This is a genomic window from Tsukamurella tyrosinosolvens (assembly GCF_900104775.1).
Taxonomy (GTDB): Bacteria; Actinomycetota; Actinomycetes; order Mycobacteriales; family Mycobacteriaceae; genus Tsukamurella; species Tsukamurella tyrosinosolvens.
Genome location: NZ_FNSA01000003.1, coordinates 3,930,641 through 3,953,647 on the forward strand (window position 1 = coordinate 3,930,641; position 23,007 = coordinate 3,953,647).

Consider the following 23,007-nt stretch of genomic DNA (forward strand, 5'->3'; position numbering starts at 1 on the left):
GGGGGTGACCAGCGGCCCGCCCGGGTTTGGCGGCGGACGCAGCGGAAAGTAGGTTCGTGGTATGGCCAGCTACTTCGTCACGGGCGGGACGGGCTTCATCGGCCGCGCCGTCGTGGCGCGGCTCGCCGCCGCGGATCGCGACAGCACGATCTACCTGCTGGTGCGCGACGCCTCCCTCCCCCGGTTCGAGCGGCTCATCGCCGATCTGGGGCACGAGCTCGCGCCGCAGGTGGTGCCCGTCGCGGGCGACGTCACCGAGCCGGGCCTCGGGATCACGCCCGGCGACCTCCCCGACCACGTCGACCACGTGATCCACCTCGCGGCGGTCTACGACATGGAGGCCCCCGAGGAACTGCAGGAGCTGACCAACGTCGGGGGCACCCGCAACGTCCTGGAGCTCGCGGGCCGGCTCGGCGCCACGATGCACCACGTCTCCTCGCTGGCGGTGGCCGGCAACCACGAGGGCTGGTTCGCGGAATCCGACTTCGACGTCGCGCAGTTCTTCCCCACGCCCTACCACCGCACCAAGTACGAGTCCGAGCGCCTCGTCCGCGAGTCGACGGTGCCCTGGCAGATCTACCGGCCGTCCATCGTGGTGGGCGATTCGATGACGGGCGCGATCGACAAGATCGACGGCCCCTACTACTTCTTCCCGTTCCTGCGCCTCATGGGGACCATCCCGCACCACCTGCACGTGCCCTTCGCAAACCTGGGCTACACGAACATCGTGCCGGTGGACTTCGTGGCGGCCGCGCTCGCCGCGCTGGTCACCGCGCCGCCGGCGCCGGGCACCGTCTTCCACCTGGCCGATCCCAAGGGCCAGAGCATGGCGACGATCTACGACGCGATCGCGCCCGCCTTCTCCGGCCCGAAGACCCTGCCGGTGCCCAGCGCACCGCTGGGCGAGTTCGCAGCGAGGATCGGCCGCCGGGGCGAGGTGCGGGCGCTGCGCGACACGATCGCGCGCCAGCTCGGGATCCCGCCGTCGCTCCTGGACCACCCCTTCTACAACACCCGGTTCGACTCGGAGGCCACGCACCGCGTGCTGAGCCGGTACGGGGTGGCGCTGCCGCGCCTGAAGTCGTACGGCCCGCGCCTGTTCCGCTACTGGGCCGAGCACCTCGACCCGTCGCGCAACCGGCGCGACGATCCGCGCGGCCCGCTGGTGGGCAAGCACATCCTGCTGACGGGCGGCTCGTCCGGCATCGGCCGCGAGGCCGCGAAGCAGGCGGTCCTCAAGGGCGCCAACGTCTTCATCGTCGCCCGCAAGCCCGAGGACCTCGCGGACGCGGTCCAGCGGATCGAGGCCGAGCCCGGGATGCCCGGCGTGCCCAAGGGCATCGTCCGCGCGTACCAGTGCGATGTCACCGACCCGGAGGCCGTGCGCACCACCGTCGCCCAGATCCTCGCCGAGCACGGCCACGTGGACGTGCTGGTCAACAGCGCCGGCCGGTCCATCCGCCGCGCGACCGTCGACTCGGTGGACCGCGCGCACGACTACCAGCGCACCATGGCGGTGAACTACTTCGGCGCCGTCTACCTGATCCTGGAGCTGTTGCCGCACATGGTCGCGCGCAAGTCGGGGCACGTGGTCAACGTCTCGTCGATCGGCGTGCAGGTGCGCGGCCCGCGGTTCGCGGCGTACATCGCCTCGAAGTCGGCACTGGAGGCGTTCAGCGACATCACGGCGGCCGAGACCATGTCGGACCACGTCACTTTCACCAACATCCACATGCCGCTCACCCGCACGCGGATGATCGAGCCGACCGACGCCTACGACAACGCGATGGCGCTCTCGGTGGAGAAGGCGGGCCAGATCGTGGTGCGCGCCATCGTCGAGCGGCCCCGCCGCATCGACACCCCGCTCGGCACCCTGGCGCAGTTCGGACAGTTCCTCTCCCCGCGCATCGCCGCCGCGGCGCAGCACCAGGGCTACCTGCTGTTCCCGGAGCCCGAGGGCGATTCCGAGGGCGCGGCCAAGGTCGTCGAAGTCGATGTGGCCGAGGTGGACTCGCCGCGCGGCCGGCTCGCCGCGGCGGGCGCCGCCACGAAGGACCTGTCGAAGGACATCTCCTCCGCCGCCGTCAGCCCGCTGTTCGGCATCTCCGGCGATCAGGGCCTCCGGCGCCTCGCCCGCAAGACCCTCAACCGGCTGCCCGGCATCAACTGGTAGCCGCGCGCAGCGCGGTGGGCGGAGAGCCCGCGAGCGCCCGCACCTCCCTGGTCAGGTGGGCCTGGTCGGCGTAGCCGACCGCGGCGGCGACGTCCGCCAGCGCCCGGCCCGCACGGATCGGCCCGACGGCCCGCTGGAAGCGCTGGATCCGCGCGAGCGTCTTGGGGCCGTAACCGAAGGACCGCCGGGCCAGTCTGTGCAGGGCCCGCTCCCCGAGCCCGGACTCGGCCGCGATCTGCCCGACGGTGCGCCCCGCCCCGAGCCGCGCGGCGACGGCGCCGATCCGCCCGTCCAGGTCCACCCCGTCGAGGAGAGCCACCGCGATCGCCTCGGGGTCGGTCGCACGCGGAATCCGCCTGTGCGGCAGCACGTCCGCAAGGGCGACCCGCCGGCCGGTCAGCTCGTCGGCGGCGATTCCCAGCAGCTGCGGCAACATCCCCGAGGGGAAGCGCAGGCCGTCGAGCCGCGCACCGTCGAACCCGGCGACGCGCGCCGCGACGGCGTCCGGGCCCGCGACGATCGCGGCACCGTCGACGACGATGACGTCCATGCACCCGTCGGGCAGGATCAGCGCCGGGCCCGCGCCGCCCACCGAGGTCCACCGGATCGCGCCGGGGACCGAGGACGGCCACTCGCTGTACACGCTTCGAGTATGTCCGAAACGTTCAAGACGCGGGCGCCGGCCGCGGCATACCGTGGCCGCATGACACAGCGACTGCGCTTCGATGCGATCGGCATGGTGACCGAGGACCTGCCCGCCGCCCTCGCCTTCTACCGGCGACTGGGCCTGGAGATCCCCGAGGGCGCCGAGGACCAACCGCACGTGGAGGCGGAGCTGCCGGGAGGGATGCGACTGATGTGGGACTCGGTCGCCGTGATCCGCTCCATGGAACCCGACTGGGTCAAGCAGCCGGGCCAGAACGCGACGCTGTGCGTGAAGTGCGCCTCGCCCGCGGTCGTCGACGAGGTGCACGCCGAGCTGGTCGCCGCGGGCAGCCCGAGCGCGATGGCCCCGTTCGACGCGCCCTGGGGGCAGCGGTACGCGGGCGTGCTCGACCCCGACGGGTACCAGGTGCAGCTCTTCGCCCAGCAGTAGCCGCGAGTAGTCGCGGTCCGGGCGCGGGCACCGTCGAACGTGCCTATCGTGGGAGGCGAACCGTTCCCGTCCCCCACAAGGAGATCCGACGATGCCCGACATCCAGTACGCGGTGACCGACCCCGCCACCGGCGAGGTGCTGCAGACCTATCCGACCGCCGAGCCCGCCGAGGTCGAGGCGGCGATCGAGGCGGCCTCACGCGCCGCGCGGACGTGGCCGCAGCAGTCGACGGTCGCGGAGCGGGCCGCGCTGGTGCGCCGCGTCGCGGAGCTGCACACCGAGCGCCGCGAGATGCTCGCGGGGATCATCCAGCGGGAGATGGGCAAGCCGCTCGAAGACGCACTCGGCGAGGTCGACTTCTCCGCCGCGATCTACACCTACTACGCCGACAACGCGGAGAAGCTCCTCGCGGACCAGCCGCTCGAACTGCTCGAGGGTGACGGCACCGCGGTGATCCGCCGCTCCCCCATCGGCGTGCTGTTCGGGATCATGCCGTGGAACTTCCCGTACTACCAGGTGGCGCGGTTCGCCGGCCCGAACCTGGCCGCGGGCAACACGATCCTGCTCAAGCACGCGCCGCAGTGCCCCGAGTCGGCGGAGGCGATGCAGCTGATCTTCGAGGAGGCGGGCCTGCCGTCCGGCGCCTACGTCAACATCCGCGTCAGCAACGAGCAGGCGGCGGAGATCATCGCCGACCCGCGGGTCGCCGCGGTCTCCCTGACCGGCTCGGAGCGGGCTGGCGCCGCCGTCGCGGAGGTCGCCGGCCGGAACCTCAAGAAGTGCGTCCTCGAGCTGGGCGGTTCCGACCCGTTCATCGTGCTCTCGACCGACGACCTGGACGCGACCGTCGACGCCGCCGTCGCCGGCCGCCTCGACAACACCGGCCAGTCCTGCAACGCGGCGAAGCGCTTCATCGTGGCCGCGGACCTCTACGACGACTTCCTCGCGAAGTTCACCGGCAAGCTGCTCGCGGCGGGTGACGGGATCGCGCCGCTCTCCTCGGAGCGCGCGGCGATCGGATTGGAGCAGCAGGTCAACCAGGCGGTGGAGGCCGGCGCGAGCCTCGCCATCGAGGGGCGGCGCGACGGTGCCTTCTTCCCGCCCGCCGTGCTCACGAACGTCACGGAGGACAACCCGGCGTTCCGGCAGGAGCTGTTCGGGCCCGTCGCCACCGTCTACCGGGTGGAGGGCGAGGGCGAGGCCCTCGCGCTCGCGAACGACACGCCGTTCGGCCTCGGCTCGTACGTCTTCACCACCGACCCGGAGCAGGCCGCCCGCGTCGCGGACGGCATCCAGGCCGGCATGGTCTTCGTCAACGGCGTCCTCGCCGAGGGCGCCGAGCTGCCCTTCGGCGGGGTGAAGCGCTCGGGGTTCGGCCGTGAGATGGGCCCGCTGGGCATCGAGGAGTTCCTCAACAAGAAGCTGATCCGCACGATCGCGTAGCTCGACGGGGTGGTTCCCCGGCCGGGCCGAGGAACCACCCCCACCTCTGCGGATGCGGGCCTCCTCACAACGCAATTGCTGTTAGCGATCCGTATGATCAGTGAAGTACACCCTGATCATGCGAGGAGGCAAAGATGGGTTCCGGCAGCGGCTTCTTCGTCCCGACCACGAGCGCGGTGATGGTCTTCGCGGTGACGGCGATCGTGGCCCCCTCCCTCGGCCTCCTCCGCGCCCGGCTGCCCGGCTGGAGCGCGTGGGCCGGGTTCGCCGCCGGCGTGCTCGCGGGGATCGCGACCGCCGCGCAGCAGATGTCCTTCCTCCTGCCGCTCGGCATCCTCGCCTACTCCCTGATCGCGCTGGTCGGATGGGCCAGATCCGAGCACTGGGCGGGCCGATTCGATGCCGGCCCCCTGGGCCGCGGGGCCCTGTTCCACGCGTACGGACTCGGAGCGTTCTTCGCGGCCGTGACCGGCCTCGTCGTGCGACTGCTCTGACCCCGGCCCCGGCGGGCCGAGGCCGCGCGCACCGGTCCCGACCATGCCGGGGCCTCTGTGTCCTTGAACACGGATCGCCGCGCTCGAATTGAACGTGCGTCGAGGTTTCCGCTACAAACAGTGAGTGACTGATAGACACCAAGGACTTCACTCTCACGATCGATGGGATGTGTGGTACCCCAGCGCCTTCGAGGTCACCACCGAGGGCGTGCGGAGCTTCGGGCGCGCGACGCGGTGCTGGCACACCCCGTGGGAGAGCCTCGGCGTGCCGCCGGCGGGCACGCCCGTCCCGGCGACGCTGCTCGCCGCACCGATGCTCCACGCGGTCGCCGCGCTCGTCGCGGCATCGATCAGCAGCCCGAACATGTCCCGGATCCTGCATGCCGGTCAGTCCTACCGCTACGAACGGCACCCCGTCATCGGCGAACGCATCGACATCGGCGCGCGGATCAGCGACCAGACCCAGCGCGGCGGCGCGGACTTCTTCACCGTCGAGAGCGGTGCCGTCGTCGACGGCGAGACCCGGATCGTCGGGACCAGTCAGATCGTGTACCTCGGCGACGCCGTCGAGGGGCCGGCGCTCGAGGAGGCACTGGTCGAGAACGTGATGCTGTTCGGGACGGGCCCGCTCACCCAGCAGCTGACCTGAGCCGTTCGCTACAGCAGGCTCAGCTGGCCCGGCTCGCTACCGGGATCGACGCGCGCGATCAGCTCCGGCCCGGTGTTGGCGACGGCGTTGACCAGGGCGGACACGGGCCGGATCTCGATCCGCTCGGCCACGTCGAGCGCGGGCGGGCGCAGCAGCGCCGGGTCGACCGGTCCGTCCGGGTTCAGCCACTCGTCGAAGACGTCGGGGGTGAGGACCAGCGGCATCCGGTCGTGCACGGCGCGGAGCGGGCCGACCGCGTCGGTGGTCAGCACCGTCGCCGACAGGGTGGGCGGCACCTCCAGACCGGCCCCGGCGGGCCGCCACACCGACCACAGGCCCGCGATGTACATGCGCGTCCCGTCGACCGGGGTGAGGTACGTGGGCTGCTTACGCGGCTTCTTCGCGTCCGGATCGAGCACCTGCCACTCGTACCAGCCGTCCATCGGGATGAGGCAGCGCTTGGACTTGATCGCGGTGCGGAAGGCGGGCTTCTCGTCGACGGACTCCGCGCGGGCGTTGAACAGCGGCGGGCCGCTCAGCGTCTTCTGCCAGTGCGGGAGCAGCCCCCACCGCATCGCACGCAGCCGCCGGGTGGCGGGATCGTCCGGCGACTCCCGCGAATGCCGCGAGACGACGGCGACGATGTTCGTGGTGGGCGCGACGTTGAACCCCGGCACGTCCAGCGCCGTACCCTCGGTCTCATCCTCCGCGTCGATCTCCGCCGCCAACAGCGCCGGGTCCGTGGTCACCGCGTAGCGTCCGCACATGCCCTCAGGGTACGACGCCGCACCGACAGGTACCGCCGGAGCGGCTAGGCCTCGAACTCGTCGAAGACGCGACGCGGGCCGGCGCCGGTGGTCGCGAGGGCGTCGTGCGGGTTCGCGAGGGCGCAGGACGCCATCGACAGGCAGCCGCAGCCGATGCAGTCGGTGAGGTTGTCGCGCAGACGGGTGAGCTCGTCGATCCGGTGCGACAGATCGTCGTGCCAGTACCGCGACAGCCGCTCCCAGTCCGCCTTCGTCGGCGTGCGGCCGTCGGGCAGCGTCGCCAGGGCCTCACGGATCGTGGCGAGCGGAATCCCCACGCGATGGCTGATCCGGATGAACGCGACGCGGCGCAGCATCTCGCGCGGGTACCGCCGCTGGTTGCCGGAGGTACGCCGCGCGGAAATCAGGCCCTCGCGCTCGTAGAAGTGCAGCGCCGACACCGCCACGCCGCTGCGCGCGGACAACTGACCGACGCTGAACTCCCGGGTGGTCTCCACCCCGTCGAGACTACCTGAACGTTAGTTCAGGGATCAGCGCGCGGGCTTCGCCGAGGACGACGCCGCAGCAGCCGGCTTGGTGGCCGGGGCCGCGGGCTTCGCCGACGGGGCGCCCGGCTTCGCGGACGCGGCCGGGGCGGCCGGCTTGGCGGAGGCGCTCGCCGCGGGAGCCGGGGCTGTCGTGGGCTTCGGCGGGTTCTTCAGGATCGCGATCTGCACGCCGAGCAGGTCGACGGCCAGCTGATCGTCGGCGCCGACGAACGGCGCGGCCTCGCGCGACTGGCGGCCGCCGCGCAGCGACATGGTGACCCCGTTGACGACCGCGGTGTACTGCCGCGACTGCATGTACTCCGTCTGGTTGCCGCGCTTGGTCTTGGTGGTGAACTCCAGGCCCAGGCCGTCGGGGGCGCCCGTGACGGCGATCGAGCGCACGCTGATCTCGGAGGTGGCCCCGTCGCGGACGGCTTTGAACGTGCCGCACTTGGGCAGGGCCGCGCGCAGCGGGGCGACGTCCATCGCGAACTTCGAGACCACCATCGACCAGTTCACGCCGCGGGCGGAGCCGTTGGTCTGCGCGGTGTCGGTGCCCTTGGGGATGGGCAGACCCGCGTACAGGACCTTGCACTCGGCGGGCGTGACGGCCGCGCGGTTCAGCGACGCCCACGCACCGTTCCAGCCCGCGGCGGCGCCGGAGAGCACCGCGCCGCCGAAGTTCATGTCGTCGGGGAGGTTGCCCGAGCCGATGACCAGCTCGCCCGCCCGATTGGTCGGGGCCGCCGCCGGCTTCGGATCGGCGGGCTTCGGGTCGGCCGACGCGGCGGGGGCGAGTACGCCCACGGTGGTCGCGAGGGTGGCGACGGTGGCGGCGGACACGACGGCCCTGCCCACGAACGTACGAGTGCGCTTCATCGAAAGATCTCCCGGCGGTGATGACCTGACCTGTTCCGTCCAGCAAGGTAGCACGCGGTGAGGCCACCCTCATGTGCAAGGATGTGCGCGTGGAGCAGTTGGAGCTATGGCCCGCGCCCTTCGCCGCAGGTCCGGTGACGGGCACCGTCGCGCTCCCCGGCTCGAAATCGATCACCAATCGCGCGTACGTCCTTGCGGCACAGGCCCCGTCGCGGTCCACGCTGACGAACGCCCTCCGCAGCCGCGACACCGACCTCATGGCACGGGCCCTCGAGACCCTCGGCGCGCGCGTCGACTTCCTTACCGACACCACGGTTGCGGTGACCGGCGGCGACCTGCACGGCGGCGACGTCGACTGCGGCCTCGCCGGCACCGTCATGCGCTTCCTCCCGCCGCTCGCCGCCGGGGCGCGCGGCACCGTCGCCTTCGACGGTGACCCGCAGGCCCGGGCCCGGCCCCTGGGCACCGTGCTCGACGCGCTGCGCGGGCTCGGCGCCCGCATCGACGGCGACGGCCTGCCCTTCACCGTGCACGGCGACGGCCCGATCCGCGGCGGCACCGTCACCATCGACGCGTCCGCGAGCTCGCAGTTCGTCTCCGGCCTACTGCTCAGTGGCCCCGGCTTCGCCGAGGGCGTCACGGTGCACCACGACGGGAAGCCCGTGCCGTCGATGCCGCACATCGAGATGACCGTCGACATGCTGCGCGCCGCGGGCGCCGAGGTCGACACCTCCGAGGCGAACACGTGGCGGGTCGCGCCGGGCGGGCTCCGCGCGCACGACTGGACCGTCGAGCCGGACCTGTCGAACGCCACCGTCTTCCTCGCCGCGGCCGCGGTCACCGGCGGCGCGGTGACCGTGCCGCACTGGAACCCGCAGTCCACGCAGCCGGGTGTGCAGTTCGCCGACATCCTGTCGGCGATGGGCGCCGAGGTCTCGCACGCCGACGGTGCGCTCACCGCCCGCGGAACCGGGGCCCTGCAGGGCGTCGACTGGGACCTGCGCGACATCGGCGAGCTCACCCCCACCGTCGCGGCGCTGGCCGCCCTCGCGGACACCCCGTCGCACCTGCGCGGCATCGCTCATCTGCGCGGCCACGAGACCGACCGGCTCGCCGCGCTGACGGCCGAGATCACCGCCCTCGGCGGGCGCTGCGCCGAGACCGAGGACGGCCTGCGGATCGAGCCCGCGACGCTGCACGGCGGCGTCTGGCACAGCTACGCCGACCACCGGATGTCGACCGCCGGCGCGATCCTCGGCCTGGTCACCGCGGGCGTCCAGGTCGAGGACATCGCGGCCACCTCCAAGACCATGCCGGACTTCCCCGCGCTGTGGCACGCGCTGCTCGGCGGCGGATCGTGAGCCTTGGGTAAGCGCGAGTACGACGAGACCGATGTCCGGGTGCGCCCGGGCAAGAGCAGTCGGCCACGCACCAAGAACCGGCCTGATCACAGCGACGCCGCGACGGCCATGGTCGTCTCGGTCGACCGCGGCCGCTGGGGCTGCGCCCTCGACGGCGACCCCGAACGGATCATCGTCGCCATGCGCGCCCGCGAGCTGGGCCGGTCCCCCATCGTCGTGGGCGATTCCGTGGGCGTCGTCGGCGACCTGACGGGCCGCAAGGACACCCTCGCGCGGATCGTCCGGGTCGACGAACGGAAGACCGTGCTGCGCCGCACCGCCGACGACACCGACCCGTACGAGCGGATCGTGGTCGCGAACGCGCAACAGCTGCTCATCGTCACGGCGCTGGCCGATCCCCCGCCGCGGACCGGCTTCGTCGAACGCACCCTCATCGCCGCCTACGCCGGCGGCCTCACGCCCGTGCTGTGCCTGACCAAGGGCGACCTCGCCGACGCGGCGGAGTTCACCGCCGCCTTCGCCGACCTCGACCTGACCGTCATCTCCGCGGGCCGCGGCGACCCCCTCGACGAGGCGCACGAGCTGCTCACCGGCCGCCTCACCGCGCTCATCGGGCACAGCGGCGTCGGCAAGTCCACGCTGGTCAACCGGCTCGTCCCCGACGCCAATCGCGCCACCGGCGTGGTCTCCGGCGTCGGCAAGGGCCGGCACACGTCCACCCAGTCCGTGGCGCTGTGGCTGCCCGACGGCGGCTGGGTCGTCGACACCCCCGGCATCCGCAGCTTCGGCCTCGCGCACATCTCCACCGACGACGTGATCGCCGCGTTCCCCGACCTCGACGACGCCGTGCAGGACTGCCCCCGCGGCTGCACCCACCTGGGGCCGCCCGCCGACCCCGAGTGCGCCCTGGACCGGCTGGACGGGACGGCCCACCGTCGGGCGATGGCGGTCCGCGGCCTGCTGACCGACCTGACCGCCACGCCCGACTGGGCCTGAGTTACGCGGACGCCCGCTTGGGCAGCTTCCAGCCCGGGCGCGGGAAGTGGCAGGTGTAGCCGTCCGGGTACTTCTCCAGGTAGTCCTGGTGCTCGGGCTCGGCCTGCCAGAACGGCGCCGCCGCCTCGATCGTCGTCACGGCCTTGCCGGGCCAGAGGCCCGACGCGTCGACGTCGGCGATGGTGTCGCGCGCGACCCGCTCCTGCTCGTCGCTGAGCGGGAAGATCGCCGAGCGATAGCTCGAGCCCACGTCGTTGCCCTGCCGGTCCTTGGTGGACGGGTCGTGGATCTGGAAGAAGAACTCCAGCACGTCCCGATAGCTGGTCTTCGCGGGGTCGAAGACGATCTCGACGGCCTCCGCGTGACCCGGATGGTTGCGGTACGTCGCGTGGTCGTTCGCGCCGCCCGTGTAGCCGACGCGCGTCTCCTCGATGCCCGGCTGCTTGCGGATCAGGTCCTGCATGCCCCAGAAACATCCGCCCGCCAGGACCGCGGTCTCGCGGCCGGGGACCGTGGTGATGGTGCCGTTGTCAGTCATGCGCAGCTCCTTCCGCCGGGAGACCAGTGCTCCCGCTAGTCGTTTCAACACGCCGAGAAGCGTCACGATTCCGACGGTACCCCCACCGTCCGGGTGAGGTAGGTGCTGTTCGGGTCGTCGACGTAGTGCCCGAACGGCGGGCACGGCACGAAGCCGTGCGCGGCGTAGAGCGCCCTGGCCGGTGCGAAGAAGTCCTGGCTGCCCGTCTCCAGCGAGATCCGCTGCACGCCGCGGGCGAGGGCGTCGTCGAGGGCGTGCGTCAGGAGGCGGCGGCCGATCCCCCGACCGCGCGCTTTCGGCGCGGTGCGCATCGACTTGAGTTCCTCGTGCCCGGGTTCCACCTCCGCCAGCGCGACGGTGCCGACGAGCGCACCGTCGTCGTGCAGCGTCCACAGCCGGACGTGCGGCGCGCGCAGCTCCTCCAGTCCGAGGGCGTGCTGACTCTCCGGCGGCGCGGTGGGCGCCATATCGGCGTGATGCGCGGCGAGGAACGCGGCGAGCGCGGGGTCCGCGAAGTCGGCGCGGGTGATCGACGTGTCCATGACGATCCGACCGTACCCGGTGACAGACTCGGTGCATGTCGGTGGCGGAGGAGCGGCCCGAGGTCAGGATCGACACGGGCGTGGTGTGGGGCCGCTGGCGGCCGACCGTGGGAGGGCCGGCCGGGGTGAGCGCGACGAGGTCGGCGGAGTTCCTGGGCATCCCGTTCGCGGAGGCACCGGTGGGCGGGCTGCGGTTCGGCGCCCCGGTCCCCCGGTCCCCCTGGGACGGCGTGCTCGACGCGGGGGCGTACGGCGCGACCGCGCAGCGCGGCGACCCCGGCGTGGTGCTGATCCCCGAGCCGTCGATCCCCGGCGACGGCACGCTCAACGTCAACGTGTTCACGCCCTCGCCGGAACACTCCGACGGTGCCGGCCTGCCCGTGCTGGTCTGGATCCACGGCGGCGGCTACTTCGCGGGCTCACCGGCGAGCCCCTGGTACGACGGGCGCAACTTCAATCGCGACGGCGTCGTGACCGTGACCGTCTCGTACCGGCTGGGCTTCGACGGATTCGGGTGGATCGAGGACGCCCCGTCGAACCGCGGCGTCCGCGACTGGCTGCTCGCCCTGGACTGGGTGCAGCGCAACATCGCCGCGTTCGGCGGCGACCCGGCACGGGTCACCCTCGCGGGCCAGTCCGCGGGCGGCGGCGCCGTGCTCACCCTGCTGGGGATGGAGGCCGCGCAGCACCTGTTCAGCCGGGCGATCGTGATGTCCGGGGTCCTCGCCGCGGCCTCCTCGGACCGCGCGGAGGCGTTCGGCCGCGACGTCGCCCGCCGGGCGGGCGTCGACCCGACTCTGGCGGGGATGGCGACGGTGCCGGAGGAACGACTGCTCCGCCTGCAGCGCAAGGCCACCTCGATCGACCTGCCCGGCCTGCGCGCGGCGTTCACGCACGGCCTTCCGCTCGGGCCCACCGTGGACGGCGACCTCCTGCCGCAGGGCACCATCGCCGCCCTGCGCTCCGGCGTCGGCGCCGACAAGCCCGTGCTGATCGGCGCCACCGACGACGAGTTCACCCGCCTGTTCGTCGATGCGCCGCTGAAGTACCTGATGCCCCTGCTCCCGACGGCGGCGATCCTCGCCCTCCTGGCGGTCCCGCGGGCGCTGCGCGCGGACTACCTCACGGCCAACCCCGACGTGCTCGCGCGCGGCAGGGGCGCGCTCGCCGGGCGGCTGCTCAGCGACGCGATGTTCCGGGTCACCGTCCCGCGCATCGCGGACTTCCGCGCGGCCACGCCCGGCGCCGCCCCGATCTGGACCTACCGGTTCAGTTGGACGTCGGGTCCCTCAGGCATCGCGGGCCACTGCTTGGACGTGCCGTTCTTCTTCGACTGCCTCGACGGCCCGGCGATCGAGCCGCTCGCCGGCCCCCGGCCGCCGCAGGCCCTCGCGGACCAGGTGCACGGCGCCGCCGTCACCTTCGTCACCGACGGTGCGCCGGGCTGGCCCGCGAGCACCGCGACCGCGCCGATCAGCCGCGTCTTCGACGTGCCGGTCCGCGACGTGCCCGACGCCTACGCGTCCGCCCGGCCGCTGCTCACGCACTCGCGGCACGCGGTGCCCCGCACCTCTGCCGGTGAGGCGAGGTAGGTCAGGAGCGGCTCATTCGGCGGCGGCCTGCGCCGCGTCGATCATCGCGTCGACGCTGGTCAGCTTCACCCGCGGCCGGTCGTCCTCTTCGGCGAGGGCGGTCTCGTGCGCGTCGATGGCCATCCAGCCGTCGTACTCGACGAGGTTCGGCACCCGGTCGACGATGAGCTTCTCGACCTGCGCGCCGTCGAACTGGCTGCGGGCCAGCTTGCCCGCGGCGACGTCGGCGAGCAGCACCGAGACGGTGTCGCGCGCGCAGTCGCGGTTGGTGGGGATGACGCCCGACGGTCCGCGCTTGATCCAGCCGACCACGTAATGGCCCGGCAGGGGCGCACCGTCGTAGCCGACGATCCGACTGTCGGCGTTGCGGAAGACGCCCCGCTCGGTGTCGAACGGGATGCCGGGGATGGGCGTGCCGTGGTATCCGACGGCGTGGATGACGAGGCCGGCCCGGTGCTCGGCGACGGTGCCGGTGGGCTGCGCCTCGACACAGCCGTCGTCGCCCGCGACGAGCTCGTTGGTGGCGACGGAGACGGTGCGCACGCGGTCGTCGCCGCCGATGCCCACCACCGAGCGCAGGAACTTCAGCACGATCCGGCGGTCCGCGCCGGTGGGCTCCTGGGCGGCCAGCTTGCGCAGCTGCTTGAGGTTGTTGCGCTCGACGGGCGGGCGGGCCTTGTCGCGCTCCTTGTCCTCGGCGGGCACGTCGGCGGGGTCCACGATCACGTCGACGCCGGGCAGCTTGCCCAACTCGGCGACCTCGGAGGGCGTGAACGCGGCCTGCTCCGCGCCGCGGCGACCCAGCACGACGACCTCCCGCACTGACGAGCCGTGCAGCGCGTCGAGCGCGTGCTCGGCCATGTCGGTGCCGGAGAGCTTGTCGGTGTCGGTGACGAGGATGCGGGCCGCGTCGAGCGCGACGTTGCCGTTGCCGATGACGACGGCGCGCTCGACACCGAGGTCGACGTCGAGGTCGCGGCGGTCGGGGTGGCCGTTGTACCAGCCCACGAAGTCGCTCGACGGGTGGTTCCCGGGGAGCCAGGCACCGTCGACCTCGAGGCGGCGGCCGCCCGACGCCCCGATCGCGTAGATCACGGCGTCGTACCACTGCGCCAGCTCGGAGGCCTGGATGTCGGTGGCCACCTCGACGTTGCCGAAGTAGCGGAAGTTCTCGTGCTGCGCGGTGCGGTCGAAGATCTTGGTGACCGACTTGATCGCGGGATGATCGGGCGCGACGCCGTAGCGGACCAGGCCGAAGGGCGTGGGCAGCCGGTCGAAGACGTCGACCTGGACCTCGATGTCGTCCTGCTCCAGCAGATTGCCGGCGGCGAAGAATCCGGACGGCCCGGAACCCACGATGGCGACGCGCAAGGGCTTCATCAACAACACTCCCGAAACGGACGGCGCGGCAGTCTTCTTAGGCTGCCCAAAGTACGAAGTCTACGCCACACCCGAGCGGCGACGACGCGCGCGACGCGACCGCTTGGCCTCCACCTCGAGCCGCTTCTGCTCGACCTTGTGCCGCGCGGCCTCGGCGATCGCGGACCGCAGGCCGACGCGCTCGACCTCCTCCTGCGCGGCGTGCGCGGCCTCGCGGGCGTGCACCAGCCGCTCGTGCGCGTTCTCCTGCGCGTGGGCGAGCCGGTCGTGCGCGGCCTCCTGCGCGAGGGCCAGCCGGTCCTGCGCGGCCTCCTGCGCGTGCTGCAGGCGCTCGCGCACCGCGGAGAAGCGCAGCTCGGAGGCGGTCTCCGGCGCGTCGTCGGAGGTGGCGCGCAGCCAGCGGTCCGGCAGGGAGAGCTTGGCGATGGTGCGCTGCGAGAGGTAGTACTGCCGCAGCAGCGGGCCCTCGGTGTAGGGGATGTCGTACTTCTCGCAGATCACGCGGACCTTCACGGCGATCTCGGACAGCCGGTTCGACGGCAGGTCTGGGAACATGTGGTGCTCGATCTGGTAGCTCAGGTTGCCCGTCATGAAGTCCATGGCGGGACCGCCGGAAATGTTCGCGCTGCCCAGCATCTGTCGCAGGTACCACTCGCCGGGCGTCTCGTCGACGATCGACTCGGTGGTGAACTTCTCCGCACCGTCGGGGAAGTGCCCGCAGAAGATCACCACGTAGGTCCAGATGTTGCGGACCACGTTGGCGGTGAGGTTCGCCGACAGCGTGCGGCCGAAGGAACCGCCGACGGCCTTGCTGATCGCGGGGTAGAGCAGGAAATCCTTGCCCAGCTGCCGCGATGCCTTCACGCCCAGCTCACGGAGCTGCTTGCGCGTCTGCGGCCACGGCTTGTTGCCGGCGATCGCCTCGGCCAGCTCGATGTCGTGCAGGGCGATGCCCCACTCGAAGGTGAGCCCCAGGAAGAGGTTGTTGAGGAACTGCGCGGACCGCTTCGCCTGCCACTGCTCGTCGCGGGTCACCCGGAGCACCCCGTAGCCCACGTCCAGGTCCTTGCCCACGACGTTGGTGTACTTGTGGTGCAAGAAGTTGTGCGAGTGCTTCCAGTGCGCGCCCGGGCAGGCCATGTCCCACTCCCACGTGGTGGAGTGGATCTCGGGATCGTTCATCCAATCCCACTGCCCGTGCATGACGTTGTGCCCGAGCTCCATGTTCTCGATGATCTTGGCGACCCCGAGCATGCCCGCGCCCGCGGCCCAGAACCAGCGGCTCTTGGAGCCGAGGATCGTGAGCCGACCCGCCGCCTCGAGGGCGCGCTGCGCCCGGATCACGCCACGGATGTACCGCGCGTCCCGTTCGCCGCGCGACGCCTCGACCTCGGCACGGATCGCGTCCAGTTCCAGCGCGAGGTGCTCGATGTCGGCGTCGTCGAGATGGGCGTATTCGCCGACATCAGTGATAGCCACGTCTTCAGGCTACGCGCAGTTCGACCGGCCGCGTTACTTCGCGGCCGCCAGCTCCTCGACGTGCGAGCGCAGGCCGCGACGGTTGCCATCTGCATCGATCTCGCCCTTGACCACCGTGGTCTTGCCGTTCTCGTCGTAGAAGCGCTTGTTCGAGTGCGTCTCGGGAGCGTCGTCGACGGTGGCCTTGAGGTACTTGTCCGGCAGCGAGAGCTTGATGATGGTGCGCCACGACTCGGCGTACTGCTTCCACATCGGCCCGCTGTTGTAGGGCAGGTCGTACTTCTCGCAGATCTCGACGAGGCGCGAGTTGATGTAGTTGTACCGGTTCGAGGGCAGGTCCGGGTACAGGTGGTGCTCGATCTGGCGGCCCAGGTGACCGGTGATGAAGTGCAGCGCGTCGCTGCCCTCGAAGTTCGCGGTGCCCAGCATCTGGCGCAGGTACCACTCGGGGAGCGTCTCGTTCTCGATGTCCTCGATGGTGAACTTCTCGGCGTCGTCCGGGAAGTGGCCGCAGAAGATGGTCATGTGGTCCCACACGTCGCGCACGGTGTTGGCGACGTAGTTGGCCGAGGCGGCCTTCTTGTAGCCGCGGGCGCCGGTGAAGGGCACGGCCATCGCGGGGAAGAGGACGTAGTCCTTCGCGGTCTGCTTGGCGATCTTGGTGAGGACCACCTTGAGCCGGCTGCGGAACTCCTCCCAGTCGTAGTTCGCGTACTGCTCGCCGCCGTTGAGCGCCGCCTTCATGGCGTTCATGAGCTCGAGGTGCTGCACGGCCTTGCCGTACTGGAAGCCGATCATCAGGGTGAAGTTGTAGATCGGGTTGAACAGCATGTACGGCTCCCACGGCTGGTCGCGCGTGACGCGCAGGATGCCGTAGCCGATGTCGTCGTCCATGTCGGTGACGTTGGTGTACTTGTGGTGCATGTAGTTGTGGGTGTGGCGCCAGAACTTGCCGTCCGAAGCGCTGTCCCACTCCCAGTTGGTGGAGTGGATCTCCGGATCGTTCATCCAGTCCCACTGGCCGTGCATGATGTTGTGGCCGAGCTCGTTGTTCTCGATCACCTTCGCGTACGAGAGGCACGCGGCGGAGGCGGCCCAGGCGGCCTTGCCCTTCCAGCCCTTCATGCCGGCGCCGAGGCCGAAGACGCGGCCCGCGGTCTCGGCGATGCGCTGGCTCTTGATCACGCGACGGATGTACTTGGCATCCTCCTCGCCGCGGCTCTCCTCGATCTCGCGACGCAGCGCATCCAACTCGGCTCCGAGCGCCTCGATGTCGGCGTCGGTGAGGTGCGCGTACTCCGCGATGTCAGTGATAGCCACGAGGCGATCCCCAATCGGTATGACCGCATGCCGCGGCCTCAAGAACAGAACGATTCCACTGTAGCAGCGGGATGGAACAAAGTCACCGATCTTGTTCCACCTGGGGCGCATGTCACACGCCGGCGCCGATCGACCGGTACCGGTACCGGATCAAAGGCCGTCTGGGGCGCCGTTGCGACGGTCCCGCGACATTCGGATCGCAACGTGGGTCCTGTCGCCACCACCGGCGGCACGACCGACCCGATATGGAGCAGACCATGAACACGAGCATCACTCGCCGTCACCGGATCCTCACCGCCGCGGCGGGCACCGCCGTCGCCGCGGGCGCCGTCCTGGGCGGCCTCGCACTGGCGGGCACCGCGAGCGCGGCCCCGGGCATCGATCCGAGCACGTTGCAGAAGTGCACCGCGTTCATCAACGCCGACGGCACCCCGAAGCCGGACCGCCCGAACGCCTGCCTGCCCGTCGACCCGTTCACGGAACCCGGGCTCACGCTCGCGCAGCGCAAGGCGCTGGTCAACACGGACTCGGGCACCCGCGCGGGGGGCTCCGCACAGGCGGACATCGCCGCACTCGAGGCGAAGTTCGGGGGGAAGTAGACCGGGATCGCCGACGCCGCCGCACCCGAACGACGGGGGCGGCGGCGCGGTCGCTGCGACGTGGTCGCGGCGGATGCGTCAGGGGCGGCGGCTGCCCCGGCGCGCATGGACGGCGGCGCGGGCGGCCTTGAGCCCGAAGCGGCGGCCACTGCGCTCGTCGATGCGCGGCTCGGCGTACTCGGTGCCGGCGAACATCGCCTCGGACGCGGTCTCGGGGGCGTCGTCGGCGGTGTCGCGCAGGTACTTGTCCGGCAGCGACAGCTTGGCGATGGTCCGCCACGACTTGTAGTACTGCACGTGCAGCGGGCCGATCGTGTACGGCAGGTCGTACTTCTCGCACAGCGCGCGCACGCGGACGCCGATCTCGGCGAGGCGGTTCGACGGCAGGTCGGGGAACAGGTGGTGCTCGATCTGGTAGCTCAGGTTGCCCGACAGGAAGTCGATGACGGGGCCGCCGGAGAGGTTGGCGCTGCCGAGCATCTGCCGCAGGTACCACTCGGCCTGGGTCTCGTTGTCGACGTCCTGCTTGGTGAACTTCTCGGCACCGTCGGGGAAGTGCCCGCAGAAGATGACGGCGTTGGTCCAGATGTTGCGGATCACGTTGGCGGTGATCATCGCGGTGAGCGCCTTGCGCCAGCCGCGCTTGCCACCGAACGGCACGCCGACCAGCGGGGCCGCGACGTAGTCCTTGAGCACCTGCCGGCCGATCTTGCGGCCGACGTCGGAGGCGTCCGCCTTGAATCCCTCGCGGTCGAACCACGACTTCTTCCACTTGGTGGCCGCGCGGCCGAGCTCGAGGTGCTGGATGGCCACGCCGTACTCGAAGAGCAGCATGAGGATCGTGTTGTAGACCAGGTTCCCCGAGTTGAACGGGGTCCACGGCTGGTCGCGGGTCACGCGGAGGGTCTTGTAGCCCACGTCGTCGTCCATGTCGAGGACGTTCGTGTACTTGTGGTGCACGTAGTTGTGCGTGTGCTTCCACAGCCGCGACGTGCCGGCGTTGTCCCACTCCCACGTCGTGGAGTGCACCTCGGGATCGTTCATCCAATCCCACTGCCCGTGCATGATGTTGTGCCCGAGCTCCATGTTCTCGATGATCTTCGCCAGCCCCAGCGTGGCCGCCGAGCCCCACCAGAAGCCGCGCTTGTGCGCGCCGAGCAGCATCAGGCGGCCGGCCACCTCGAGCCCGCGCTGGGCGGCGATGGTGCGCTGCAGGTACTGCACGTCCGACTCGCCGCGGACGGCCTCGATGTCGCGCCGGATCGCGTCCAGCTCCGCGCCGAGCGTCTCGACGTCGGCCTCGGTGAGGTGCGCGTACTCGGGGATGTCGGTGATCGCCATGCGGGGCCGCCCTCCGTGGTGGTCTCGGATCATCTAACCTACGCAACCGTAAGTTACGGCCTCGTAGGTGTCAATCGGAGACGAGCCAGGGGCGGAGCGACCTGGTCAGACGTCGAGCGTGCAGTCCCCCACCGCCCGGAGATGCAAGGGGGACGGCTCCGGACCTACACGTCGAGCGTGCAGTCCCCCACCGCCACGCTGATGCAGGTCTGGATCCGCTCGCCCTCGGTGTGCAGGTCGCCGCTGCGCAGGTCGCGGACCTGGCCGTCGGCGAGCTGCACGACGCAGGTCTGGCAGATGCCCATGCGGCAGCCGAACGGCATCTGCACGCCGGCGGCCTCGCCCGCCTCGAGGAGGGTGGTGGCACCGTCGACCTCGGTGGTCTTGCCGGCCTTGAGGAAGGTGACGTCGCCGCCGCTCGCGGAGACGTCCGCGCGCTCGACGGTGAACCGCTCCTGGTGCAGGCGCGACTCGATGCCGCGGTCCTTCCAGGCCTTCTCCATGTCGTTGAGGAAGACGCCGGGACCGCAGATCCAGGTCTGCCGCTCCTGCCAGTCCGGCACGGCGTCGTCGAGGTTGGCGGGCGTCAGGCGGCCCGCGTCGCGGGTGTAGCGCAGCTGCACCGAGACGTTGTCGTGGTTGGCGTCGAAGGCCTCGAGCTCGTCGCGGAACAGCGCGGAGTCGGCGTTCGGCGCGGAGTGCACGGCCACGATGTCGGTGGAGGCGGGGATGCCGCGCCGCTCCAGCGTGCGCAGCATCGCCATGACGGGCGTGATGCCGCTGCCCGCGGTGAGGAAGAGGACCTTGGGCGGCAGCGGGTTCGGGAGCGTGAAGTCGCCCGACGGTGCCTGCAGGCGCACGATGGTGCCCTCCTGCACGCCGGTGACGAGGTGGTTCGAGAGGAAGCCCTCGTTCATCGCCTTGACGGTGATCGACACCTCGCGCGGGGCGCGGCCGTGGCCCATGTCCGGGACGGAGGTGAGCGAGTAGGAGCGCCACGTCCACTTGCCGCCGACGAGGACGCCGATGCCCACGTACTGGCCCGCCTCGTACTTGGTGTTGAAGCCCCAGCCGGTCTCGATGGTGAGCGTGACCGATTCGTCGGTCTCCTGCTGGACGCGCACGATCTTGCCGCGCAGCTCGCGCGCCGACCACAGCGGGTTGATCAGGTGGAGGTAGTCGTCCGGCAGCAGCGGCGTGGTGAGCCGCGCGACCGCGCCGCGCACCAGGTTGGTGCGGGGATGCTCGGCGGAGACGTTCTTGGCCGGGGCCTCGAGCCAATCACGGAATGCGCGGAAGGAGTTGCTCATGGGGGTGAGCCTACGGTGCCGTAACCTGTTGGGACAATTTCTGTGAGGTTGTCCTACGCACGGCGGGCGGCTACTTCTTCGCCGGGCCGTTCGCGACGAAGTTCCAGTAGCCGCGGGGACCGTCGGAGACGCGCAGGCGGTTCCCGGTGACGGTGACGGTGCGCGGACCGGCGAAGGCCTTGCCGAACTGGACGCCGGCACCGGGGACGTAACACATCCGGAGGGTCGAGAAGAGGCCGCTGAAGGTCGCGCGGTCGCCCTTGACCTCCACGTTCATGCCGAAGACGTTGCAGCCGTCGTTGCCGCCGCCCCGCGTGCCGTCGATGCTGAAATACGCGGGCGATCCGGTGTACTTCACCGGCGCCGTCCGTGCGACGCCGCTCGACTCGAACCGCCACTGCGTGCCGATCAGGGGCACCGGGGCCGCCGACGCCGCAGGTGCCGACGCCGCGACGCCCGCCCCCACCAGGAGGGCCGCTGCGTACCGGGCACCGCGCACTGTCATTCCCCCACCGTAACCCCGCTCGCGACCGCGGTCAGAGCAGTTCGAGGAGGAAGGGCAGTTCCTGCGTTGCGTACCAGGCCAGATCGTGGTCCTCGGCGTCGCCGACGGCGAGCTCGGCGTCCTCGTCGCCGAGGTCGGCGGCGTCGACCACCTGCGCGGCGCGGGTCACCGCCCGCTCGGCCTCGGAGACGTCGACGTGTACGGCGAGTACGTTCGTGAGCCGGATCGGCTCGGTCACCTTCAGCACGGCGTCGTCGAGGTCGGGGCGCTCCTTGGCGGCGGGGACGTCGGCGGTGATCACCACGCGCCGCACGGGATCCGGTGCGGCACCGTCGCCCTCGGCCCCGGCGCCGTCGGCCGGGTCCGGCTCCTCGACGGCGAGCAGACGCAGCGAGGCGCGCGCCGCCTGCCGCATGGCCGCCTCGGCGAGCTCCTCGTCGTCGCCCGACGTGTACGCCTCACGCAACGCGGGGGTGACACCGAAGACGGTGCCGCCCAACGGGAACAGCTCGCCATCGCGCTGCAGGACCTGCAGCCCCGCCAAGGTGCTCGGCACGTACACGCGGACCGTCATCTACTCCCCCTTCGCGGACGCGGCGATCTCGTCCAAAGCTTCGTACAGGAACTCCGTCATCGAGATCACGTCCCACATGCCGTCGCGGTCGGCGTTGAGCCCGATGTACACCGTGCCGTTGTACGACGTGATGCCGATGGACACGACCTGGTTCGCGATGAGCGGCGGCACCGGATAGACCTGCTGGACCTCGATGCCCGACAGGTACACCGGCGCCTGTGGGCCGGGCGCGTTGGTGACCAGCGTGTTGAAGGACCGCGGCGACACGCTCATCGCGGTGCGCGCGCCCAGGGCGTGCAGCGTCGGCGGGGTGAAGCCGCCACTCGCGGCCAGCGCCCGTGCCGCCACCTGCCGGTTCCGGTCCACCTGCGCGGCGGCGCCGTGCGCGATCTGGCGCATGCGGACCACCGCGTTGCTCTCGGCGACGGGCAGCCGCACGATGTACGCGCGCACCTGCTCCCCCACGCCGAGACCCACGTCGTCGACGGCGATCGGCTCGAGCACCCGCACTTCGGTGCCGGCGCTGATCGGCTCCCCGCGCGAGATCAGCCAGGTGCGCAGTCCGCCCGCGATCACCGACAGCAGCAGGTCGTTGACGGTGCAGCCGTACGCGGCGCGCAGCCGGCGGAACTCGTCGAGGTCCATCCGCGCGACGGCGAACCGGCGGCTCCGCGAGATGGGCACGTTGAGGGAGCGGACCGGCGTGACCGCCGTGCGGGCCCGCACCAGCGATGACGCTCGCTCGATGACGTTGGCCGCGTCCTCCTGCAGGCCCGTGATCGATTCGGCGACCTCGCCGACGACGCCCTGGATCATCGCAGCGGTGCGCTTGGGGCGCGAGAGCATGTCGATGACGGCGCCCATCACCAGCTCGCCGTCGCTCGGCTCGTGCTGCCCCATCCACAGGTCCTCGGGCGGCTCCGGCGTGTGCGGGGAGTCCGTGAGCAGCAGCTGCATCAGGTCGACGTTGGCGCGACCGTCGACCAGGGCGAGGTGGGTCTTGGAGAACACCGCGAGCCGGTCGTCCGCGAGGCCCTCGATGAGGTAGACCTCCCACAGCGGCCGCTCGCGATCCAGCGGCCGGGAGTTCAGCCGGGCGACCAGGTCGTGCAGCTGATCGTCGCTGCCCGGCTGCGGCAGCGCGGACACCCGCACGTGATAGGTGATGTCGAAGTCGCGGTCCTCGACCCAGACGGGGCGGGCGATGCCGAGCGGGACGGTGCGCACCTTCTGCCGGTACCGGGGCACCTCGGCGAGCCGCTCCTCGATGGTGGCGAGCAGACGTTCGTACTCCAGCCCCTCGTCGGGCCGGCCCAGGATGACGAGCGAGCCGACGTGCGTGGGGGTGGTGGAATTCTCCAACGCGTAGAACTCCGCGTCGGACTGGCCGAGCCTGCCCTTCACCTGCACCTCCCCCGGGGACCGATCTTCGGCGTCAGCA

The 23,007-nt window shown here is 71.2% G+C and carries 22 protein-coding genes and 1 pseudogene; 9 read left to right on the forward strand and 14 right to left on the reverse strand.

Features of this window, described 5'->3' with window-relative positions; genetic code table 11:
* Positions 1-61 precede the first annotated feature (61 nt).
* Positions 62-2,173: an SDR family oxidoreductase gene (locus BLW32_RS21440; protein ID WP_068522138.1), complete on the forward strand. Its 2,112-nt coding sequence runs from the start codon at positions 62-64 to the stop codon at positions 2,171-2,173.
* Here BLW32_RS21440 and BLW32_RS21445 read toward each other — a convergent pair.
* Entirely contained in the window at positions 2,163-2,816 is a 654-nt protein-coding gene (locus BLW32_RS21445; RefSeq protein ID WP_068742937.1) for a helix-turn-helix domain-containing protein, read from the reverse strand. The two genes, BLW32_RS21440 and BLW32_RS21445, sit on opposite strands and share 11 nt — an antisense overlap.
* Before the next feature lie 60 nt (positions 2,817-2,876).
* Here BLW32_RS21445 and BLW32_RS21450 point away from each other — a divergent pair, with 60 nt between their 5' ends.
* From BLW32_RS21450 to BLW32_RS21465, 4 genes are all read left to right on the forward strand, one after another.
* On the forward strand, positions 2,877-3,269 hold the full coding sequence (locus tag BLW32_RS21450) for a VOC family protein (protein WP_068522143.1): 393 nt from the start codon (positions 2,877-2,879) through the stop codon (positions 3,267-3,269).
* Positions 3,270-3,360: 91 nt separating this feature from the next.
* A complete protein-coding gene (locus BLW32_RS21455; RefSeq protein ID WP_068522145.1) occupies positions 3,361-4,713 on the forward strand; it encodes an NAD-dependent succinate-semialdehyde dehydrogenase in 1,353 nt (450 codons plus the stop codon).
* A gap of 134 nt (positions 4,714-4,847) precedes the next feature.
* Positions 4,848-5,207, forward strand: coding sequence for a hypothetical protein (locus BLW32_RS21460; protein WP_068742938.1), 360 nt, complete (start codon positions 4,848-4,850; stop codon positions 5,205-5,207).
* A 169-nt stretch (positions 5,208-5,376) separates the two neighbouring features.
* Positions 5,377-5,856, forward strand: coding sequence for an FAS1-like dehydratase domain-containing protein (locus BLW32_RS21465; protein ID WP_068522151.1), 480 nt, complete (start codon positions 5,377-5,379; stop codon positions 5,854-5,856).
* Between the two features lie 8 nt (positions 5,857-5,864).
* Here the strand turns inward: BLW32_RS21465 and BLW32_RS21470 are convergent, their stop codons facing one another.
* Genes BLW32_RS21470 through BLW32_RS21480 form a run of 3 tightly spaced genes read right to left on the reverse strand, consistent with a single transcriptional unit; the run spans position 5,865 to position 8,029 of the window.
* A complete protein-coding gene (locus BLW32_RS21470) occupies positions 5,865-6,623 on the reverse strand; it encodes an SOS response-associated peptidase (protein ID WP_068742939.1) in 759 nt (252 codons plus the stop codon).
* A 44-nt stretch (positions 6,624-6,667) separates the two neighbouring features.
* Entirely contained in the window at positions 6,668-7,120 is a 453-nt protein-coding gene (soxR, locus tag BLW32_RS21475) for a redox-sensitive transcriptional activator SoxR (protein WP_068522157.1), read from the reverse strand.
* 33 nt (positions 7,121-7,153) lie between these two features.
* Entirely contained in the window at positions 7,154-8,029 is an 876-nt protein-coding gene (locus tag BLW32_RS21480) for a hypothetical protein (RefSeq protein WP_068742940.1), read from the reverse strand.
* Positions 8,030-8,100: 71 nt separating this feature from the next.
* On the opposite strand from BLW32_RS21480, the gene aroA reads away from it, so the two are divergent.
* Both aroA and rsgA read left to right on the forward strand, forming a co-directional pair.
* Complete coding sequence (gene aroA, locus BLW32_RS21485) at positions 8,101-9,390, forward strand: 3-phosphoshikimate 1-carboxyvinyltransferase (RefSeq protein ID WP_068522163.1); 1,290 nt, start codon at positions 8,101-8,103, stop codon at positions 9,388-9,390.
* 3 nt (positions 9,391-9,393) lie between these two features.
* Positions 9,394-10,386, forward strand: coding sequence for a ribosome small subunit-dependent GTPase A (gene rsgA / locus BLW32_RS21490; protein ID WP_068742941.1), 993 nt, complete (start codon positions 9,394-9,396; stop codon positions 10,384-10,386).
* A gap of 1 nt (position 10,387) precedes the next feature.
* On the opposite strand, the gene msrA is transcribed toward rsgA, so the two are convergent.
* Both msrA and BLW32_RS21500 read right to left on the reverse strand, forming a co-directional pair.
* Positions 10,388-10,924, reverse strand: coding sequence for a peptide-methionine (S)-S-oxide reductase MsrA (msrA, locus tag BLW32_RS21495; protein WP_068742942.1), 537 nt, complete (start codon positions 10,922-10,924; stop codon positions 10,388-10,390).
* A gap of 62 nt (positions 10,925-10,986) precedes the next feature.
* Positions 10,987-11,466: a GNAT family N-acetyltransferase gene (locus tag BLW32_RS21500; RefSeq protein ID WP_068522173.1), complete on the reverse strand. Its 480-nt coding sequence runs from the start codon at positions 11,464-11,466 to the stop codon at positions 10,987-10,989.
* A 35-nt stretch (positions 11,467-11,501) separates the two neighbouring features.
* Between BLW32_RS21500 and BLW32_RS21505 the strand changes: the two genes are divergently transcribed.
* A complete protein-coding gene (locus BLW32_RS21505; RefSeq protein ID WP_068742943.1) occupies positions 11,502-13,058 on the forward strand; it encodes a carboxylesterase/lipase family protein in 1,557 nt (518 codons plus the stop codon).
* 906 nt (positions 13,059-13,964) lie between these two features.
* On the opposite strand, the pseudogene BLW32_RS28475 reads toward BLW32_RS21505, so the two are convergent.
* From BLW32_RS28475 to BLW32_RS21520, 3 genes and pseudogenes are all read right to left on the reverse strand, one after another.
* A pseudogene (locus BLW32_RS28475) lies at positions 13,965-14,438 on the reverse strand (NAD(P)-binding protein); the annotation flags it as partial.
* Between the two features lie 60 nt (positions 14,439-14,498).
* Positions 14,499-15,917 carry a fatty acid desaturase family protein gene (locus tag BLW32_RS21515; protein WP_068742945.1) on the reverse strand — a complete coding sequence of 473 codons (1,419 nt, stop codon included), beginning with the start codon at positions 15,915-15,917 and terminating at the stop codon, positions 14,499-14,501.
* Between the two features lie 33 nt (positions 15,918-15,950).
* Positions 15,951-17,237 carry a fatty acid desaturase family protein gene (locus BLW32_RS21520; protein WP_068522184.1) on the reverse strand — a complete coding sequence of 429 codons (1,287 nt, stop codon included), beginning with the start codon at positions 17,235-17,237 and terminating at the stop codon, positions 15,951-15,953.
* Between the two features lie 257 nt (positions 17,238-17,494).
* Here BLW32_RS21520 and BLW32_RS27235 point away from each other — a divergent pair, with 257 nt between their 5' ends.
* Positions 17,495-17,836, forward strand: a complete 342-nt coding sequence (locus tag BLW32_RS27235) for a hypothetical protein (protein ID WP_139286282.1) — start codon at positions 17,495-17,497, stop codon at positions 17,834-17,836.
* Between the two features lie 78 nt (positions 17,837-17,914).
* On the opposite strand, the gene BLW32_RS21530 is transcribed toward BLW32_RS27235, so the two are convergent.
* The 5 genes from BLW32_RS21530 to BLW32_RS21550 form a co-directional block, all read right to left on the reverse strand.
* A complete protein-coding gene (locus BLW32_RS21530) occupies positions 17,915-19,177 on the reverse strand; it encodes a fatty acid desaturase family protein (RefSeq protein ID WP_068742946.1) in 1,263 nt (420 codons plus the stop codon).
* 164 nt (positions 19,178-19,341) lie between these two features.
* Positions 19,342-20,487, reverse strand: coding sequence for a ferredoxin reductase (locus BLW32_RS21535; protein ID WP_068742947.1), 1,146 nt, complete (start codon positions 20,485-20,487; stop codon positions 19,342-19,344).
* A gap of 70 nt (positions 20,488-20,557) precedes the next feature.
* Positions 20,558-20,992, reverse strand: a complete 435-nt coding sequence (locus BLW32_RS21540) for an META domain-containing protein (protein ID WP_082791552.1) — start codon at positions 20,990-20,992, stop codon at positions 20,558-20,560.
* A 31-nt stretch (positions 20,993-21,023) separates the two neighbouring features.
* Positions 21,024-21,566 (reverse strand): DUF6912 family protein, encoded by a 543-nt coding sequence (locus BLW32_RS21545; RefSeq protein ID WP_068742949.1) that lies wholly within the window; start codon positions 21,564-21,566, stop codon positions 21,024-21,026.
* A complete protein-coding gene (locus BLW32_RS21550) occupies positions 21,567-22,970 on the reverse strand; it encodes a WS/DGAT/MGAT family O-acyltransferase (protein ID WP_068742987.1) in 1,404 nt (467 codons plus the stop codon).
* Positions 22,971-23,007: the final 37 nt, after the last annotated feature.